Raw genomic sequence first — 19,095 nt, 5'->3', positions numbered from 1 at the left:
TCGTTAAAATTTGGTAAATTGCGACTTTCGAAAGTAGAAAAATGTATCAAAATCCATTAAAAAAAACAATAGAATATTTAAAAGGTGCTGGACCTGAGCGTGCTAAAACACTGCAAAGTGAATTCAGAATTTTTAGATACGAAGATTTGATACAGCATTTTCCTTTTCGTTATGTTGATAAATCGAAATTCTATAAAATTTCAGAAATTTCATCAACAGCAGCCGAAATACAATTGAAAGGTAAAATTGTTAGTTTAGAAGAAATTAACCAAGGAAAAGTAAAACGTTTAGTTGGGAAATTTCAAGATGGAACTGGAACTTTAGGATTGGTTTGGTTCAAAGTTTCTTCTTGGCAAAAGGAGAAATTAAGAAATGATCTTTTCAAAGAAGTTGTGATTTACGGAAAACCAAATGTGTTCAATAATAATTTTAGTATTACACATCCTGAAATTGAATTAGTTGAAGACGCTAAAAATATTCCGCTTGGATTATTTCCAGTTTATCCGAGTACCGAAAAGTTGACAAAAAAAGGAATTACGAATCGTGTTCTTCAAAAAATGATGATGAATCTTTTTGCTGAAAATATTGATATTCCTGAGAATTTACCTTTAAATGTTCTCGATCATTATAAATTAGTTGGAAGAAATGACGCGTTGAAAGCAATTCATTTTCCGAAAGATGTAACAGAATTAAATGCAGCAATTCGTCGTCTGAAATTTGAAGAATTTTTCTTTCTAAATCTTTCTAATCTCTCTCAAAAAGCAGTCAATAAACAAAAGAATAGAAGTAATCCTTTTCCAGAAATTGGTCATTATTTCAATACATTTTATAATGAATATTTACCTTTTGAATTGACAAATGCACAAAAAAGAGTGATAAAAGAAATTCGTTTTGATCTTCGTCAACCTGCGCAAATGAATCGTTTGTTGCAAGGTGATGTTGGTTCTGGAAAAACGATGGTTGCGTTGTTAACGATGTTGATTGCAGTTGACAATGGTTTTCAGGCCGCTTTAATTGCGCCAACCGAAATTCTTGCACAACAACATTACGAAAGCATTACAGAATTGCTGAATGGTTTGGATGTTTCAGTTGAATTATTGACTGGTTCGGTGACAAAGAAAAAACGTCAACCAATTTTAGAAAACCTTGAAAATGGAAACCTTAAAATAATTATCGGGACGCATGCTTTGTTAGAAGATAATGTGATTTTTCAGAATTTGGGATTAGCTATTATTGATGAACAGCATCGTTTTGGAGTCGCTCAACGTGCTAAATTTTGGAGAAAAGCTAAACTTCCACCACATATTTTAGTGATGACAGCTACACCAATTCCACGTACACTTTCGATGACAATGTATGGCGATTTGGATGTTTCGGTGATCGATGAATTACCAAAAGGACGAAAACCAATTAAAACGCTTCATAAAACGGATGCGCATCGTTTGAGTGTTTTCAACTTTATGAAAGATGAAATTGCGAAAGGCCGTCAAATTTATGTGGTTTATCCATTAATTGAAGAATCTGCAAAGTTAGAATTGAAAGATTTGATGGATGGCTACGAAAGTATTTCTCGTGCTTTTCCGTTGCCAGAATATGCGATAAGTATTGTGCATGGTCGTCAAAAACCTGCTGATAAAGAATTTGAAATGAATCGTTTCAAAAATAATGAAACTCAAATTTTGGTAGCGACAACTGTGATAGAAGTAGGTGTTAATGTCCCAAATGCGTCGGTGATGATTATTGAAAATTCTGAACGTTTTGGACTTTCTCAATTACATCAACTTCGTGGCCGTGTAGGTCGTGGAGCGGAACAATCGTATTGTATTTTGATGACAGGTGGAAAATTGAACGAAGTTTCGAAACGTCGTATACAAACGATGTGTCAAACAAATGATGGTTTTCAGGTAGCTGAAGTTGATTTGGAATTGCGTGGTCCTGGAGATATGATGGGAACGCAACAAAGTGGTGTTTTAAATCTTAAGATTGCTGATTTAGCGAAAGACAAAGAGGTTTTGTATGCAGCAAGAAAATGTGTTGAAGCTATTCTTTCACAAGATCCGACACTTTCTTCACCAGTTTACGAACCAACAAAAAAATATTTTATTGAAAATCATAAAGATAAAGTAGGATGGAGTCAAATTTCATAAAATTTAACATTAAGGAAACCATTTGTATATTTTTTGGTATAATTTATGTTTATTAAAAAACAAATACAAAATACTGAATTTTATTAGAAACTTTTAATTTTATCAGTTGTGTTAAATGAAATTAACATTAAAAATTATTTTTAACACAATATTAGCGTCAACCAAAAAATTATAGATTATGATGTACACAAATTTAGAACTTATCAGAACTCCACAAGGAGTAGAGGTTGAAGGAAATTCACTATGGATGTTCAATCAGCATTTGAATTTAATGGTATTAATAGCTAATGAATCGATAAAAATTAAACCTTCTATGTCTTTTCAACGATTTAGAAAAAATTAAATAATATCTCTCAAAACCGCTAAATAAGCGGTTTTTTTTTATTTCTAAAATTCTTCATCATTTTTATTTATTCATTTATTGCGAAATAATATATCACCTTTTTCTTCCTTGTAAAGGATTGGGTTATAATTATTATAAAAATTAATTACATCTAATAGATTTTATAGATTTGATTTATAGTTGTAGCCGATTTAGTTTTGCTCTGTCTTAAAATGATAAATAAAGAATAAAACTATAATTATGATCAAAAGAAGTTTAGTATTAAGTTTAGCATTCCTTTCTACGATTGGATTTGCCCAACAATTAACAACAAACACAGGTGCTCCAGTTGGAGATAATCAAAATTCTAAAACAATCGGAAATAACGGACAAGTTTTGTTGGAGGACATTCATTTAATTGAAAAATTAGCAGCATTTGATCGCGAACGTATTCCTGAACGTGTTGTTCATGCGCGTGGAGCTGGAGCTTTCGGAGAATTTGTAGCTGATAAAGATTTTTCTGATGTGACAATGGCTGATTTCTTGTCAACAGCTGGTAAAAAAACACCATTATTTGTACGTTTTTCAACTGTAACGCATCAACAAGGTTCGCCAGAAACTTATCGTGATCCACGTGGATTTGCTGTTAAATTTTACACAGAACAAGGAAATTACGATTTAGTTGGAAACAATTTACCTGTTTTCTTTATTCGAGATGCAATCAAATTCCCAGATATGGTGCATGCTTTCAGGCCATCTCCTGTAACAAATGGCGCATCTGATCCAAATCGTGTATTTGATTTTTTCTCTAATTTACCAGAGTCTACGCATATGTTAACGTGGTTGTTTTCAGATTATGGAATTCCTGCAAATTTTCGTCAAATGGAAGGAAATGGTGTACATGCTTACAAATGGGTAAATGCAAAAGGTGAAGTAACTTATGTGAAATACAAATGGGTTCCTCAACAAGAAACGAAAAATTTAACACAAGAAGAAGCGAATAAAATTCAATCGACTGAAATAGAACATGCAACATTAGATTTACGTAATGAAATCGACAAAGGAAACTTTCCGAAATGGGATTTATATGTTCAATTATTGAAACGAGAAGATTTTGATAAATTAGATTTCAATCCTGTTGATGTAACGAAAATTTGGCCAGAATCTGTTGTAAAGTTAGTTAAAGTTGGAACAATGACATTGAATGAGAATCCAACGAATTATTTTCAACAAGTTGAGCAAGCAGCATTTGCTCCAGCTACGTTGGTTCCAGGAATTGAAGCTTCTGAAGATAAATTGTTACAAGGTCGTTTGTTTTCCTATTCTGATACACAACGTCATCGTTTAACGGGTAATTTCCAACAAATTCCTGTTAATGCACCAAAAAATAGTGTAAAAACATATAATCAAGACGGTTATATGTCGATCCGTGAGCAAAAAGGTGATGTAAATTATCAACCTTCAACTAATCTTCCTGAGGTTGTAGATAATGCAAAATTCAAGTATTCAAAATCTGTTTTTCCTGCAGGAGCTATAACAACTCAGCATGTCATTGATAAAGAAAATAACTTTGTACAAGCTGGAGATTTGTACAAATCATTCTCTAAAAAAGATCAAGATAACTTAATCAAAAATTTATCTGGAGCTTTAAATTCGGTTAAAAATAAAGTAATTGTTCATAAAATGATTGCACATTTTTACCAAGCAAATACAGAATATGGAACACGTTTGATGAAGGCTACAAATACTTCTATGAGCGATGTAAAGCAATATTTACCAAAATAATTTTTATTGGATTGGAGTCGATTGAGTTTGGCTCCATGACTTTCATAAAATCAATATTATCATGAAAAAGTATATATTTTTAGCCTTATTTCTATTCAGTTTTTCTTCAATTTATGCACAAGATTTGTTTAGTGCGGCGAGAGAAAATAATGTGAAGCAAATAGAAGAATTAATTTCGAATGGAAAACATGTAAATGAAGCAAATCAACGTGGATTTACACCTTTAATTTTAGCGATTTATAATAACAGTTCAGACGCTGCGAAAGTATTATTATCAAAAGGAGCAAATCCTAATGCGCAAGATTTATCTGGAAACAATGCGTTGATGGGAGCCGTCTTTAGAGGATTTCCTGAAATGGTAAATTTACTAATTGCGAATAAGGCTGATGTTAATCAAGTGAATTTTAATGGAGCTTCTGCTTTGATTTTTGCTGTAACATTTGGTCAAAATGAAATTGCCAAAAAACTAATCGAAGCTGGTGCAGATTTAAACATTAAAGATAATAATGGTAAAACTGCTTTAGATCATGCTATTTTACAAGAAAATAAAGAAATGATTGAATTATTATCGATCAAATAATTTTTATATTTTAATCTAATCAAAAAGCCATTCAGAAAAATTCTGAATGGCTTTTTATTATTTTGCAATAAAGACCGGAATATTAACGCGATGCCTTAATTTATTAATCGTTTCTCCAAAAATAAAATCCATAAAACCTCGGTGTCCGTGCGAACCAACAATCAACAAATCTGCTTGATTTCGTTTACAAATTTCAGCAATTGAATTGATTCGATTATTGTAACCTAATTCGATTTTAGTTTCATTAAACAAAGGTCGAATGATCTCTGCATATTGTTCTAAACGTTTCAAATCTGACAGAGATTCTTCATCATTCGTACGCTCTCCCGTGTATTTTGCAGAAGCACTTTCGACAATATGAACCAAAATAATGGTAGATTCTGTAGTAGCTAATTGTGTCGCATAATTAATCACTTTTCTATCCGTTTTCGAAAAATCTAACGCAACAACAATCTTTTTGAAATGTTGATTCGAAATTTCTTCTAACGTAAACTTCTCAAATGGTTCATGAATTTCCTTTTGATGTTCTTCATTTTTCTTCAACATAATTGGAATAAAAAATGTCAGCAATAATAAAACTAAAAGTCCTATTTCTAACGCTATAAGAAAAATATTTAAAGTGTAAGATTCACTATTTGCCATCCATTTATTAACTTCTTCATACACCAATTGCGCATTCAGAAATGAAATAATAAAAGCGATTGTCCATGCAAAAAATTTGGTTGTTGTATTGATTGCAAAATTCCCCATTTTCGCTTTATCACTCACAAAATGAATCAACGGAATTACCGCAAAAGCCAATTGCATACTTAGGATAACTTGACTGAAAATTAGTAAAGAACCGACTTCTTTTTCTCCAAAAATAAGAATGACTACAACTGCTGGAACTACGGCTAATAATCGTGTCAAAATTCTTCTCAAAACAGGATTAATACGTAGATGTAAATATCCTTCCATCACAATTTGTCCAGCTAAAGTTCCTGTAACTGTAGAGCTTTGTCCAGCTAAAATTAAAGCAACTGCGAATAATTTTGGAGCCAAATCTGTTCCTAAAGTTGTCCCCAATAATCTATAAGCATCGCTCAGTTCTGCAACATCGTGATAGCCGTTTTTATGGAATACGGATGAAGCTAAAATTAAGATTGCAGCATTGACAAAGAAGGCTAAATTCAGAGCAATTGCGCTATCCCAAAAGTTATATTTGAGGGCTTTTTTGATTGAAAAATCATCGCGTTTTATTTGCCGCGTTTGGACGAGTGCAGAATGTAAATAAAGATTATGCGGCATTACAGTTGCGCCGATAATACCAATGCTGATATACAATGCAGCGCTATTTGGAATAGATGGAATAAATCCTTTTGCAACTTCTCCAAAATCTGGTTTTGCTAAAAACATTTCGGTTAAAAAACATAAACCAATCATCGTGATTAAACCAACAATGAAAAGTTCCATTTTTCGCATGCCTAATTTTTGAAGATAAAGTAGGAGAAAAGTGTCTAAGAAACTGATTAAAACACCATAGATCAAATCTATTCCAAAAAGTAAATTTAGACCAATTGCCATTCCCAAAATTTCTGCTAAATCACAAGCTGCAATAGCTATTTCGGCTAAAATATACAAGATGAGATTCATTCCTTTCGGATAAGTTTCTCGGTTACATTGCGCCAAATCTTTTCGTCGAACAATTCCCAAACGTGTACATAAACTTTGTAATAACAAAGCCATTATGTTACTCATCAATAAAACCCAAATCAAAGTATAACCAAATTGGCTGCCGCCTGCTAAATCGGTTGCCCAGTTTCCCGGATCCATGTAACCAACGCTTATTAAGTAGGCAGGTCCAAAAAAACTTAGGATTTTTCTAAACTTTCCTTTTTTGATTTGAACACTTTCGTGCACATCTTCTAATGATTTGGATTGATTTGGCATTGAATGATATTTCTAATTCAAATTTATGTAAAAATGAATAAAAAAAGCAGTAATAGTAGGAATTACTGCTTTTGAAATAGTGAATGAATAAAATGGATTATATTGACGAAATCGCAAAGGCTAGACCTACGTTTCTTCTTGAAAATTCGTGAATTAATTCATCTAAAACTGTAGCATCATCAATTGTAGATGGAATTGTGAATGGTGTTCCGTCTGCAATTTGAGATAAAGTTTTGCGTAATATTTTTCCGCTTCGTGTTTTTGGTAGTCTGTTAACTATTATAGATGTTTTGAAACAGGCAATTCCGCCAATTTCTTTGCGTAATAAAGCAATCAAATCTTTTTCGATTTCTTCTTCCGATTTTGATGCGTTTTCTTTTGTAACAATCAACCCTATTGGAATTTGGCCTTTCAATTCATCTTTTATTCCCACAACCGCACATTCTGTAATATCAGGATGAGAAGAAACTAATTCTTCCATTGTTGCAGTACTTAATCGATGACCAGCAACATTAATAATATCATCAGTTCGACCTGTAATAAATACAAAACCATTTTCATCTCTAAAACCTCCGTCACCAGTTAAATAATGATTCGGAAATTGTTGAAAATAACCTTTTATAAATCGGTGTTCATTTCGCCATAAACTTGTCATACAACCAGGAGGAAGTGGAAGCTGAATCACGATAGAACCTTCCTCTCGTATATCATTTTCTTGTCCTTCTTCATTTACAATTTTTATATTATACCCAAAAACAGGTAATCCAGCTGCGCCAGGTTCAGGCATTATATTTTCGATTCCAACACAAATTCCTAACATTGGCCAGCCGCTTTCTGTCTGCCACCAATGATCAATAACGGGTAATTTTGAAATTTCTTTTAACCAATAATAAGTAGATGTATCACAACGTTCTCCTGCTAAGAATAAACGTTTCAGACTTGACGTATCGTATTTTTGGAATAATTTTCCTTCTGGATCTTCTTTTCGAATTGCTCGAATTGCTGTTGGAGCTGTGAAAACATTTTTGATTTTATGTTCTTCAACCATTCTCCAAAAAGCTCCAGCGTCAGGAGTTTTGATTGGTTTTCCTTCATAAATAACCGTTGTAACACCATAAATTAACGGCGCATAAACGATATAGGAATGTCCAACAACCCAACCAATATCACTTGCAGTAAGAATTGTATCACCTGGTTCTAAATCATAAAAATAGTTCATTGTCGAATTTAGTGCAGTTGCATAACCTCCTGTATCGCGTACGACACCTTTTGGCGTAGAAGTTGTTCCAGAAGTATACAAAATATATAATGGATGTGTACTTGGAACTTCGATAGGTTCTATAGGTTGATGTTGATACATTTCATCATAGGTATGAACGTTTTCTGCTGATAAATCATCGGTGTGATTTGGACGTTCAAAAATGACAATGTTTTTTGGTTTGTAAAGTGTTAATTCAATTGCTTCATCAATCAATGGTTTATAGTTGATTTGACGATTAATTTCTACTCCATAAGACGCAGAAATAATAACATCAGGTTGAGCATCATCAATACGAATAGCTAATTCTGGCGCTGCAAAACCTCCAAAAACAACAGAATGTATTACACCAATTCTCGCACAAGCAAGCATCGCAACAATTGCTTCTGGAATCATAGGCATATAAATAATTGCTGTATCACCTTTTGATAATCCTAAGGATGTAAGACCTCCTGCAAAACGACTTACTTTTTCTAAAAGCTGATTGTACGTAATTTTTTGAACAACTTCTGTAACAGGAGAATCGTAAATTAAAGCAAATTGTTCTCCGCGTCCAGCTTTTATATTTTCCTCCAAAGCCAAACGGCTCATATTTATTTTTCCGTCAACAAACCACGAATAATATCCGTTTTCATTTTGTTTTAAGATTTGTTCAGGGTAAGTTGACCATGCTAATTTCTGCGCTTCTTCTTTCCAAAAAAGTTCAGGTTCTTCAATACTTTTTGAGTATAAAGTTTTGTAATCCATTTATGTGTGTGCTGTGTTTTATTTGTTTTGTTAAGTTAGAAAAATGTTTAGAATTAATAATAAAGTTTAAAATGTTTGTTTTAGGACAGTTAATTATTTATCAACTATACAATAAAAAGTAGTATATAATTGTAAATTGATAAAATCAGATTATATTAATCAACTTTTATTATTAAATTAATAGTGTAAAAAGTACGTTATAAATTAGATTGATTAAAAATAAAGACTTAAAAAACGTGATAAAATCAGTTGAATATTATAGTCAATAAAAAATAAAATATTGTATATTTAATCCTTCGAAGAAAGCAGATAAATAAAGGGAATTAAAGCTTTTTTCTAAATCAACAAAAACATAAGAAAGATGGATACGCCTCATGTTATTACAGACGAACAATTAGAGAGAGAGAACATTGAGATAACGAGACGTTATAAAGAGATGCTTCAAAATACATATGTCACTTTATCAGATGAAGATAAAAAGCTGATTCGTAAAGCTTTTGATTTGGCTGTTGATGCGCACAAAGATCAGCGCAGAAAAACAGGCGAACCATATATTTATCATCCGATTGCTGTTGCCAAAATTGTTGCTGACGAAATTGGGCTTGGTGCTACATCAATTTCTGCGGCTTTAATGCATGATGTAGTAGAAGATACGGAATATACGTTAGAAGATATTGAGAAACTTTTTGGAAAAAAGATTGCAAAAATTATAGACGGATTAACAAAAATTGCGGTCTTAAACAAGCAAGATGTTTCGATACAATCAGAAAATTATAAAAAATTATTACTGACTTTATCTGAAGATGTGCGTGTGATTTTGATCAAAATTGCCGATCGTTTACACAATATGCGTACGTTAGAAAGTATGCGAGAGGATAAACAGTTAAAAATAGCATCCGAAACTATTTTTATATATGCGCCTTTGGCTCACAGAATGGGATTGTATAACATCAAATCTGAACTAGAAGATTTGAGTTTGAAATACACTAAACCAGATGCATATTTTAATATTGAACATAAATTAACAGAAACTGAAGCCGAAAGAAAAAAATACATTGATGATTTCTGTAAGACTATTTCAGAAAAACTTGAAGCCGAAGGTTTAGAATTTGAGATAAAAGGTCGTTCAAAATCAATCAATTCAATTTATCGAAAAACGATTAATCAAGGAATTCCTTTCGAGGAAGTTTTTGATTTGTTTGCGATTCGTGTAATTTATCGTTCGGATAAAAAGAATGAAAAATTCTTAGCTTGGAAAATTTATTCGTTGGTAACGGATTTATTTATTCCAAATCCAAAACGTATGCGCGACTGGATTTCTCAACCCAAAACAACGGGTTATGAATCTCTTCACGTAACGGTTATGGGGCCACAAGCGCGTTGGGTGGAAGTACAAATTCGTTCCGAAAGAATGGACGAAGTTGCCGAAATGGGTATCGCAGCACACTATAAATACAAAGAAAATGTATCTGACGACGAAACGAAAGTTGATGAGTGGATTCACCAAGTTCGTGAAATGTTAGAGCAAGAAGATACAAAGGATGCGATTGAATTTATGGATAATTTCAAATTCAATTTGTACTCCAAAGAGATTTATGTTTTTACACCAAAAGGAGATTTACATTCGTTACCAAAAGGAGCGAGTTCGTTGGATTTTGCTTACTCTATTCACACCAATGTTGGTGACCATTGTTTGGGTGCAAAAGTGAACGGTAAATTGTATCCCTTGTCGCATCAATTGCAAAGTGGAGATCAAGTAGAAATTATTACTTCAACGCAACAAAAACCAAAATTAGAGTGGTTAGAATATGTTGTAACGAGTAAAGCTAGAAGTAAAATTAAAGCTTCTTTAAACTCGGATAAACGTAAAGTTGCAGAAGATGGAAAAGAAATTATTCAACGAAAATTAAGACACTTAAAGGTTGATTTTAATGATAATACAACTAATCAGTTACAGCAATACTTTAAGTTAAGTTCGAGTCAAGATGTATTCTATAATGTTGCAATGGGAATTATTGACAACAATGATTTACGCAAATTTGCAGAACGAAATACTGGCTTCACAGGGTTGATTAACCGTTTCAGAAAATCAACATTCAATACAACTAAAAAAGATGATATTCCTGTCGACAAAACGAAATTAGATAGTCTTGTATTTGGGAATGATGAAGAGCGTTTAGATTACGAATTAGCGAGTTGTTGTAATCCAATTCCAGGTGACAAAGTATATGGTTTTATCACAGTTTCAAAAGGAATAAAAGTACATAAGGTAGATTGTCCAAACTCAGTTTCGTTACAAGCAAATTACGCCTACAGAATTATAAAAGCGAAATGGATTGATTCTTCTCAACAAGAGTTCAAAGCGTTGATTGAGCTACAAGGATTGGATCGAGCTGGAATGGTGAGTGATATTACGTTAGTTATTTCAAAAAATAACTCGTTGAACATGCATAGTATTAATTTATCTGAGGATGCAGGTATTTTTGATGGAAAGATTACAGTTTCTGTTAAAAATAAAGCCGAATTAGAAAAAATTATGATGGAATTAAAGAATATTGAAGGAATACAATCTGTAAAACGAACATATAAAAATTAGTTTTTATAAAATATTTAATTAACTTTATGTAAATTAACAATTTATGAAAAAATTACTATTAGCTTTTGCATTTCTTCCAATGATGAGTTTTGCTCAAGAAAATAAATTAAATGGAATTGTTTCAGGAATAAATGAGAAGGACAAAAAAGTTATTATATGTAAAAAATGTGGTACAGATAAAAAGATATATTTTGTTGATGAAAAGAAAGTTGAGAATAATGTTTTATCAACTCTGAATCCTTTATCTATAAAAAGTATTGAAGTCATTAAAACCGATCCTGAATATCCAGAAGGTAAAGTTTTAATTGTGTTAAACAAATAAAAATATCAATATGAAAAAATTATTATTAGCTTTTGCATTTCTTCCAATGTTGAGTTTTGCACAAGATGCAAATGAATCTCCTCGTAAAGGAATTTTTGATAGTTCGGTTATTAAAGAATCAAATGATCCAGCAGTTTTTTTAGATGGACAAAGAGTAGATAAAAGTGTTTTATCTAAAATGAATCCTGATGATATTAAATATATTACTGTAATCAAAACAGACAAAAATCAATATCCTAATGGTAAAATTGAAATTATTCTGAAAAAACAGAAAGAATCATAAATAGAAAAAGTCCAACGATATGTTGGACTTTTTTATTCGCTGATGTTACTAACAAAGGCACAAAGTTACAGAAATCTTTTTGATAATATCGCTTCATTTCTATTGAATAATCTTGTTAATTTTACATCCCGAAAACAAACAAACTCACGATGAACAAACAAAACTATAATCCAATTGAAGAAGTACTTGAAAAAATCAACGAAAAAGGAGGTTGGGTTAATACGCATTCACACTTAGACAGAGCTTATTCATTGACTTCGGACACTTTCGCATTATCTAATTCTTACCTAAAAGAAAAATGGCATTTAGTTGATGACATGAAACGCAATTCATCTGTTGATGATATTTATTTCCGTATGGAAAAAGCGATTAATTTCATGTTAGAGCAAGGTTGTCAAGCAATTGGTTCTTTTATTGATGCGGATGAAGTGATCGAAGATCGTAGTATTCAAGCAGCTCAACGCTTAAAAGATAATTACGGAAAAGACATCGAAATGCGTTTTGCAAACCAAGTACTGAAAGGAGTTATCGATCCAAAAGCGCGCGAATGGTTTGATATGTCTTCTGATTTTGTGGATATTATCGGAGGTTTACCTGCAAAAGATTTCGGTCGAGAAGATGAGCATTTAGATATTTTATTATCAACTGCAAAAGCAAAAAATAAATTGGTTCACGTTCATGTTGATCAATTTAACACAGACGAAGAAAAAGAAACGGAACAATTAGCTTTGAAAACGATTGAACACGGAATGCAAGGAAAAGTTTCTGCGGTTCACTCAATTTCTGTAGCGGCTCATCCAAGAAAATATCGTTACGAATTATATGATTTAATTAAAAAAGCAGATATGCACATTGTTTCTTGTCCAACTGCTTGGATAGATCACAATCGTACAGAGCGTTTGGCGCCTTCGCACAACTCGGTAACGCCAGTTGATGAAATGATTCCAAGAGGAATTAACGTTGCCTTCGGAACAGATAATATTAATGATATTTATAAACCTTTTTCTGATGGTCATTTACTTACAGAATTGAGAGTAATGCTAGAGTCTTGTCACTTTTATGATGTGGAACAACTTTCAAATATTGCAACAGTAAATGGTTTGAAAGCTTTAGGAATTCAAAAATAAAATGTATATTTATACAAAATTAAATCTCGCTATTGCGGGATTTTTTTTGGAACATAAAATTAAAAACTACAATAAATTATGCGATTAAATGTACAGAATGAAACGGCTCAACTGCAAACTGTAGTCTTGGGTCGAGCAGAATCTAACGGAGCTAATCCAACACTTGATCAGACGTTCGATGCCAAATCTTATGAAACCGTAAAGAATAACGATTATCCAAAAGAAGAAGATTTGATTGCGGAAATGTCAGAATTTGAACAAGTTTTGAAGAAGTATAATGTTGAAGTTTTACGTCCAACATTGATCGAAGATTGTAATCAAGTTTTTTCTCGTGATGTCGGTTTTGTAATTGAAGATGAATTCTTTATCGCGAATATTATTCCAGATCGTTTAGAAGAATTACAAGCCTATCGCGAAATAAAACGTCAATTCAAAGGAAATAAAATCAATGCGTTACCAGAAGAAGTTTATGTAGAAGGTGGCGATGTAATTTTGTATAACGACTATATTTTTGTTGGAACGTACAAACAAGCTGATTTCAAAAATTATAAAACAGGACGCACAAATGTTGAATTTGTAGAGTATATCAAAGCTAAATTTCCCAATAAAAACGTCTTGGATTTTGAATTGAAAAAGAATGATGAAGATCCTTACGAAGGAATTTTACATTTAGATTGTACATTTAATCCTGTTGGGAAAGATAAAGCGATTATTTATAAAGACGGCTTTTTATTTGAGCATGAATATCAGCAAATTGTCGATATTTTTGGGAAAGAAAATTTATTCGAAGTGACAAAAGAAGAAATGTATTGGATGAATCCTAATGTGTTTTCAATTTCTCCTGAAGTTGTTGTTTCTGAGAAAAATTTTACGCGTTTAAATGATCATTTAGAAAATGTATGGAACATAAAAGTGGAACGAATTAATTACAGAGAAGTCTCTAAAATGGGAGGTTTATTGAGATGTTCTACAATGCCATTAATCAGAAAATAACATGAAACAAAAACAATATACATCAACTATTTTGATGGTTGAGCCAACAGCTTTTTATTACAATCCAGAAACGGCTGTTAATAATTATTTCCAAACGGAAACAACAGATTCTCAAGAAGATATTCAGAAAGAAGCGTTAGAAGAATTTCAAGGAATGGTTTCTGCTTTGCGTTCAAAAGGTGTAAATGTTATCACGATCAAAGATACTGCTTCGCCACATACGCCAGATTCTATTTTTCCGAACAATTGGATTTCTTTTCACGATAACGGAAATGTAGTGTTGTATCCGATGTTTGCAAAAAACAGGAGAGAAGAGCGTCGTGAGGAAGATGTATTGAGTTTGTTGGAAGAAAAAGGTTTTCATATAGATGATGTGATTGACTTTACATCGGCAGAAGAAGACGAAATTTTCTTGGAAGGAACAGGAAGTATTATTCTTGATCGTGAACATGAACTGGCTTATGCATGTATTTCTCAACGAACTGACGAAGATTTATTGATTGAATTTTGTGAGGAATTAGAATATACACCAGTTATTTTTCATGCGAATCAAACTGTAAATGGAGAACGTAAACCGATTTATCACACCAATGTAATGATGTGTATTGCAGATAAATATGCGATTATTTGTTTAGATTCTATCGATGATAAAAAAGAAAAGAAAGCGGTTTGTGAGTACTTATTAGAAGCTGGAAAAGAAATTATTGCAATTACAGAAGCGCAAATGCATCAATTTGCTGGAAATATGTTGCAAGTAGGTGGTTTAGGACAATCATATTTGGTGATGTCGCAAACGGCTTATAATTCGCTTAATCAAGAACAAATTTCTAAAATTGAGGCTTATAACCCAATTTTACCTGTTAAGATAGATTTGATTGAAAAATTAGGTGGAGGAAGTGCCCGTTGTATGATGGCGGAAGTTTTCTTACCAAAAAAATAAAAACATTTAGCTTAAAATTTACAAATCCGAGTAAAAAACTCGGATTTGTAAATCATGCAAAATAGTTTTAAACTATCTTTCAATCGGTAAATTTTCGTCAGCGCCCCATTCAGACCAAGACCCATCATAAACTTTTACCTTATCAAAACCTGCAATTGTCGAAGCTAAGGCTAGGATGGAAGCTGTAACTCCAGAACCACACGAAAAAATATTTTCTTTGGATGAATCTGTCAATTTTTCGAAAATTGCTTTCAGTTCTTCTTTTGATTTATATGTTGTATCAGCCAAAACATTTTCAAAAAATAAATTCTTAGAAGTTGGAATATGTCCGCTTCGTAAACCTTGTCTTGGCTCAGAAGAAGTACCCTTGAAACGCCCTTCTGATCGTGCATCTATAATTATTTTCGAATCATCATTTATTGCATTTAATATAACTTGTGTATCGGCAAACCAATTTAATTGAAAATCAGCAATAAAGTTACCTTTTACAGTAGATTGAAAATAAATAGAAGTTGTGACAAAATTATTATCCATCCAAACAGGTAATCCGCCATCTAAAACATATACTTCATTGTGTCCCATTGCTTTGAACATCCACCAAACTCTCGGACTCGAATAAACTCCCCAACGATCATAACAAACGATGATAGAATTTTGATTAATGCCCAAATTTTGAGCTTCTTTTGTAAAAGTTTTTTCATCAACAAGTGTATGAGGAAATTGCGAAGAATGATCAGAAAATTTTCCTTCCAAATCAAAGAAAATAGAATTCGGAATTAATTTTAATTCTTGATCTTTTATTGATTGTCCAACTTTATCAATCGTACAATCTAAAATAATTAAATTTTTAAGATCTAGATTATCATGTAATTCTTGTGTTGATATGATTGGTGAATTGAAAGTCATTTCTAATTTATTTTTTATAAAAGTAAAAAAACGCAACCATATTTGGTTACGTTTTCTTATCTATCTTATTTATTTTTTCTTTAACTGATAATTTTGTGCTAAAGCTCCAGTAATTTCATTTCCTTCTAAATCTAATTGGAATAAAATATTCTCTCCAACCTTATAACGTTTATATTCATCGTCTTTTGTTTTTAATGAAATTGAATTACCATCATCAGTCCACGTAATATTACCTTGATTTTCAACCTTTAGGTTTTTGTCGATATATTCCTCTATTAAGGTATATGTATTATCTTGATTTAAGGTTAATTCTGTTTTAATTCCTTCACAATCAGCACAAGGAATCACGCCCTCATAAGTTCCGTCCCAATCTAAAGCAGATTGAGAAGTAGAATCATCGATTTTTTGTGATGACTTATTTTCAGTGGTAGGAGTACTTTCAGTCTTTTTTTCGCAAGCTGTGAATAATATGCTTGTAAAAGCACATAATACAAATAATTTTTTCATAATATATTTATTTTAAGGTTATTATTTTAAGTTAAAGCCAACTTTTATCATTGGTCCAAACATATCCATATCATAAACAAAGTTGGAATTGTTACTTCCTTTCTCGTAGTCCATACTTATGATTTGATAGCCCGCCATTGCGTAAAATAAATCAGAAAATTGATAACCAGCCAATCCTTCTAATTGCCATGCTAATTTTGATCCGATTCCAAATCCTCCAATTTCTCCAGAAACATTATACAAAAACTTTTTGTTTGGTAAACTTCTTGTTCTTGCAACTAACATTGGATCTACCCAAGTTTTAGAAATACTACGATCTAAATGCATTGGTTTTAAAGAAACTGGATTGATTAGATTTACATCAAATCCAGATTTAATATTTACAAGGTTCATACTAATACCAGCTTCTAGCCAAGGTGTAATTTTTCTCAATAAACCTGCTTCAAAAGAGAATTGTTTTGCTGTTAATTTACCATCCAAAACTAAAGGATCTTTTTTAACATTTGCAGCTAAAGAAGCATAAATAATATCAGATGTAATTACCCAATCTTTATTTTCGGCTTCAAAAGTTAACATTCCGGCAAATTTCAAATGCTCAAAAAAGTCTGATGGAGATTGACTTACATGTACATTCGGAAGTCGAGAAACACTCGCTTTTCCTTTCATGTGTGGCAACATCATATTTGGTTCTACTTTGAAATGCCAAGAATTATCGGATTGAATTGAGTCTTGAGCAAAAGTTTGAGTACTTGATGCTAATAGAATTAAAAATGTGCTTTTTTGAAAAAAGTTAAACATGATTTTTTAAGTTTCGTTTTATTAATTATTTCAAATAATAGAGAGAAAAGTTAAGTTAGTTATGGTTTATTATAGGTTAAGTTTCTTGTTAAATTGTCTAGATAAATCTAGTTTCATTCCCAATGTAAAAACGCTTTGTTCTTTTTTACCAGCATAATTTTTACCAAAAGAGATGCGCTGTTCTGTATACAATTGTACATATTTCATCGGATGATATTCTAATCCGGTAATCAAATCACTTCGTCTGAATTTTTTATCAATACTAATATTTTCAACAGATTTCTTTGTTTCAGGAACATATAAATTATAACCTCCTAAAATTGAAAATTTATTTAGTTTATATTTCATAGCAGTTTCAAAACCTTTTGCATCAAAAACATAAGAAGGATTAATTGTATTTTCAGATTGATATGAAATAGGTGTAAAATCTCCATTTTGTTGTAAGATTCCAAGTAGACTAACATCAAATTGTTTACTCGTATATTTTAAACCAATTGAATAAAAAGTTGGATGTCCTGATAAACCTAAGATATGATTATCATCAATTAAGTTTTGAGCTATAAAAGCACGGTTAAATGCAGCTCCAATACTAATATTTTGATTTAATTCTAATTGAGCTGAAAAACCAAAACCATCAATAATCTTATCATCATTTCCACCTTTTGTTTGGATTTGAGCACCAAATTGAAAAGCTTTAATTTTATTTCTATAAATTATTGATTGATCTGCTCGTCCTGTTCCTAGCAAACCACCATCTGTTCCACCTGTAAAAGTTGCAGAAGCGCGTCCTCCAAATACATTAAAACGATCTGTATAAGCTGTAACATCACGGTAAACACTCCATTGTTTACCAAATGTTATTTTACCATATTTAGACAAATCAATACCTAAGTAACCCAAGCGATTACCAAAAACTTGTTGTTTTTGTTCTGAAACAATTGTCAAAAGATCACTATCTAAATTTCCATCAACATTAAACGACGAGTTACCTTTGAACATATTTATTTGGAGTTCAATACCAGCTACAAATGCAATATTTCCTTTTTTTAGATTAATTTCAATTCCAGCACGAGAGGCATTTTCTTGTAGCTCCATTACTTTATCATGCACAGCAAGATGACCTCTCAAACTAGTGTAAGGTCTTATCGAAATATCAATTGTATCATTTGATTTTTGAGCATAAACAATAGATCCTAATAATAAAAAGGCAGATATAAAATGTTTGTTATTGGCAATCATATTGAATGTTGATTTAGAACTATTTGCAAGAAAAATATTGATTAATTTTTCGATCTAAATTCCAACAAATGTAAATGGTTTTGTATCACTAAAAAGTTGTGAAGTTTCGCCAGCATACGTTTCATTTTTACTTACGCTTAATCGTTTTGTTTTTGCATTTTTACCAAAATCAATTTTCTTTAAATCAACCCAAAATGTATTTGGAGTTTTTGTAGTTTCAAAGTAATAAACAAGATTTAATTGAGGATACTGGCTTTCTACTAACCACAAAACATTCGCAACAAGTCCTTTTTCGTTCATGCCATCTGTTGTCGCAATGTCCCAAGCACTTGCAATTACACTTCCGTATTTTGAAGTCCATTTTTCCGAAGCATTTCCAACGTTGCCAGATCGATCTATACCTCTAGGAAAAACCCAAATATTTGCATCAATTTCATCTTTCCAATCCATAGAACGAGCTGTGATTACAGTATTTTCTGGACCTTTATAGACAAACTCTTGTGCAAGCATCTAGTTGTGGAGATAATAAAAAAAATAGGTTGGTAGAAAATAATGTCAAAGTTAATTTACTTAAAAAAGTCTTTTTCATTATGATGTATTTAGAATATTAAAGTTA

16 protein-coding genes and 1 pseudogene are annotated in these 19,095 nt (G+C 31.8%); 10 read left to right on the top strand and 7 right to left on the bottom strand.

What is annotated here, in order from left to right:
* The first annotated feature begins 41 nt into the window (after window positions 1-41).
* From recG to N5D46_RS06370, 4 genes are all read left to right on the top strand, one after another.
* On the top strand, window positions 42-2,147 hold the full coding sequence (gene recG, locus N5D46_RS06385) for an ATP-dependent DNA helicase RecG (RefSeq protein WP_280049501.1): 2,106 nt from the start codon (window positions 42-44) through the stop codon (window positions 2,145-2,147).
* Between the two features lie 178 nt (window positions 2,148-2,325).
* Window positions 2,326-2,490, top strand: coding sequence for a hypothetical protein (locus N5D46_RS06380; protein WP_181816300.1), 165 nt, complete (start codon window positions 2,326-2,328; stop codon window positions 2,488-2,490).
* Between the two features lie 240 nt (window positions 2,491-2,730).
* The gene (locus N5D46_RS06375; RefSeq protein ID WP_221854452.1) at window positions 2,731-4,254 is read left to right on the top strand and encodes a catalase; all 1,524 of its coding nucleotides are present in this window, start codon (window positions 2,731-2,733) and stop codon (window positions 4,252-4,254) included.
* A gap of 61 nt (window positions 4,255-4,315) precedes the next feature.
* Entirely contained in the window at window positions 4,316-4,834 is a 519-nt protein-coding gene (locus tag N5D46_RS06370) for an ankyrin repeat domain-containing protein (RefSeq protein ID WP_115000247.1), read from the top strand.
* A 57-nt stretch (window positions 4,835-4,891) separates the two neighbouring features.
* On the opposite strand, the gene N5D46_RS06365 is transcribed toward N5D46_RS06370, so the two are convergent.
* Both N5D46_RS06365 and N5D46_RS06360 read right to left on the bottom strand, forming a co-directional pair.
* On the bottom strand, window positions 4,892-6,763 hold the full coding sequence (locus N5D46_RS06365; RefSeq protein WP_038335783.1) for an Nramp family divalent metal transporter: 1,872 nt from the start codon (window positions 6,761-6,763) through the stop codon (window positions 4,892-4,894).
* Window positions 6,764-6,860: 97 nt separating this feature from the next.
* Window positions 6,861-8,768, bottom strand: a complete 1,908-nt coding sequence (locus tag N5D46_RS06360; RefSeq protein ID WP_115000246.1) for an AMP-binding protein — start codon at window positions 8,766-8,768, stop codon at window positions 6,861-6,863.
* Window positions 8,769-9,129: 361 nt separating this feature from the next.
* Between N5D46_RS06360 and N5D46_RS06355 the strand changes: the two genes are divergently transcribed.
* The 6 genes from N5D46_RS06355 to N5D46_RS06330 all read left to right on the top strand — a co-directional run bounded on the left by N5D46_RS06355 (window position 9,130) and on the right by N5D46_RS06330 (window position 15,029).
* Window positions 9,130-11,364, top strand: a complete 2,235-nt coding sequence (locus N5D46_RS06355) for a RelA/SpoT family protein (RefSeq protein WP_125349362.1) — start codon at window positions 9,130-9,132, stop codon at window positions 11,362-11,364.
* Window positions 11,365-11,407: 43 nt separating this feature from the next.
* The gene (locus N5D46_RS06350) at window positions 11,408-11,686 is read left to right on the top strand and encodes a hypothetical protein (RefSeq protein ID WP_125349363.1); all 279 of its coding nucleotides are present in this window, start codon (window positions 11,408-11,410) and stop codon (window positions 11,684-11,686) included.
* A 10-nt stretch (window positions 11,687-11,696) separates the two neighbouring features.
* Window positions 11,697-11,969 (top strand): hypothetical protein, encoded by a 273-nt coding sequence (locus tag N5D46_RS06345; protein WP_125349364.1) that lies wholly within the window; start codon window positions 11,697-11,699, stop codon window positions 11,967-11,969.
* A 149-nt stretch (window positions 11,970-12,118) separates the two neighbouring features.
* Window positions 12,119-13,096: an amidohydrolase family protein gene (locus N5D46_RS06340; protein ID WP_125349365.1), complete on the top strand. Its 978-nt coding sequence runs from the start codon at window positions 12,119-12,121 to the stop codon at window positions 13,094-13,096.
* A 78-nt stretch (window positions 13,097-13,174) separates the two neighbouring features.
* A complete protein-coding gene (locus N5D46_RS06335) occupies window positions 13,175-14,089 on the top strand; it encodes an amidinotransferase (protein ID WP_115000239.1) in 915 nt (304 codons plus the stop codon).
* 1 nt (window position 14,090) lies between these two features.
* Entirely contained in the window at window positions 14,091-15,029 is a 939-nt protein-coding gene (locus N5D46_RS06330) for an arginine deiminase-related protein (RefSeq protein ID WP_038335795.1), read from the top strand.
* A 72-nt stretch (window positions 15,030-15,101) separates the two neighbouring features.
* On the opposite strand, the gene N5D46_RS06325 is transcribed toward N5D46_RS06330, so the two are convergent.
* The 5 genes and pseudogenes from N5D46_RS06325 to N5D46_RS14775 form a co-directional block, all read right to left on the bottom strand.
* The gene (locus N5D46_RS06325; RefSeq protein WP_280037937.1) at window positions 15,102-15,935 is read right to left on the bottom strand and encodes a sulfurtransferase; all 834 of its coding nucleotides are present in this window, start codon (window positions 15,933-15,935) and stop codon (window positions 15,102-15,104) included.
* A gap of 69 nt (window positions 15,936-16,004) precedes the next feature.
* On the bottom strand, window positions 16,005-16,442 hold the full coding sequence (locus N5D46_RS06320) for a copper resistance protein NlpE (protein ID WP_280049500.1): 438 nt from the start codon (window positions 16,440-16,442) through the stop codon (window positions 16,005-16,007).
* A gap of 21 nt (window positions 16,443-16,463) precedes the next feature.
* Window positions 16,464-17,240, bottom strand: coding sequence for a hypothetical protein (locus N5D46_RS06315; protein WP_280049499.1), 777 nt, complete (start codon window positions 17,238-17,240; stop codon window positions 16,464-16,466).
* A gap of 69 nt (window positions 17,241-17,309) precedes the next feature.
* Window positions 17,310-18,479 carry a porin gene (locus tag N5D46_RS06310; RefSeq protein WP_280049498.1) on the bottom strand — a complete coding sequence of 390 codons (1,170 nt, stop codon included), beginning with the start codon at window positions 18,477-18,479 and terminating at the stop codon, window positions 17,310-17,312.
* 240 nt (window positions 18,480-18,719) lie between these two features.
* Window positions 18,720-19,038: pseudogene (locus tag N5D46_RS14775) on the bottom strand (linear amide C-N hydrolase); the annotation flags it as partial.
* Between the last annotated feature and the right edge of the window lie 57 nt (window positions 19,039-19,095).

The organism is Empedobacter sp. GD03865 (assembly GCF_029840775.1).
GTDB classification, from domain to species: Bacteria; Bacteroidota; Bacteroidia; order Flavobacteriales; family Weeksellaceae; genus Empedobacter; species Empedobacter falsenii_B.
The sequence above is the reverse complement of the archived record's forward strand: the minus strand, read 5'-3'. Positions and strand labels throughout refer to the sequence as shown.

Coding starts and splice junctions, on each gene's coding strand:
- recG (WP_280049501.1), top strand. CDS start 42: ATGTATCAAAATCCATTAAAAAAAACAATAGAATATTTAAAAGGTGCT.
- N5D46_RS06380 (WP_181816300.1), top strand. CDS start 2,326: ATGATGTACACAAATTTAGAACTTATCAGAACTCCACAAGGAGTAGAG.
- N5D46_RS06375 (WP_221854452.1), top strand. CDS start 2,731: ATGATCAAAAGAAGTTTAGTATTAAGTTTAGCATTCCTTTCTACGATT.
- N5D46_RS06370 (WP_115000247.1), top strand. CDS start 4,316: ATGAAAAAGTATATATTTTTAGCCTTATTTCTATTCAGTTTTTCTTCA.
- N5D46_RS06365 (WP_038335783.1), bottom strand. CDS start 6,763: ATGCCAAATCAATCCAAATCATTAGAAGATGTGCACGAAAGTGTTCAA.
- N5D46_RS06360 (WP_115000246.1), bottom strand. CDS start 8,768: ATGGATTACAAAACTTTATACTCAAAAAGTATTGAAGAACCTGAACTT.
- N5D46_RS06355 (WP_125349362.1), top strand. CDS start 9,130: ATGGATACGCCTCATGTTATTACAGACGAACAATTAGAGAGAGAGAAC.
- N5D46_RS06350 (WP_125349363.1), top strand. CDS start 11,408: ATGAAAAAATTACTATTAGCTTTTGCATTTCTTCCAATGATGAGTTTT.
- N5D46_RS06345 (WP_125349364.1), top strand. CDS start 11,697: ATGAAAAAATTATTATTAGCTTTTGCATTTCTTCCAATGTTGAGTTTT.
- N5D46_RS06340 (WP_125349365.1), top strand. CDS start 12,119: ATGAACAAACAAAACTATAATCCAATTGAAGAAGTACTTGAAAAAATC.
- N5D46_RS06335 (WP_115000239.1), top strand. CDS start 13,175: ATGCGATTAAATGTACAGAATGAAACGGCTCAACTGCAAACTGTAGTC.
- N5D46_RS06330 (WP_038335795.1), top strand. CDS start 14,091: ATGAAACAAAAACAATATACATCAACTATTTTGATGGTTGAGCCAACA.
- N5D46_RS06325 (WP_280037937.1), bottom strand. CDS start 15,935: ATGACTTTCAATTCACCAATCATATCAACACAAGAATTACATGATAAT.
- N5D46_RS06320 (WP_280049500.1), bottom strand. CDS start 16,442: ATGAAAAAATTATTTGTATTATGTGCTTTTACAAGCATATTATTCACA.
- N5D46_RS06315 (WP_280049499.1), bottom strand. CDS start 17,240: ATGTTTAACTTTTTTCAAAAAAGCACATTTTTAATTCTATTAGCATCA.
- N5D46_RS06310 (WP_280049498.1), bottom strand. CDS start 18,479: ATGATTGCCAATAACAAACATTTTATATCTGCCTTTTTATTATTAGGA.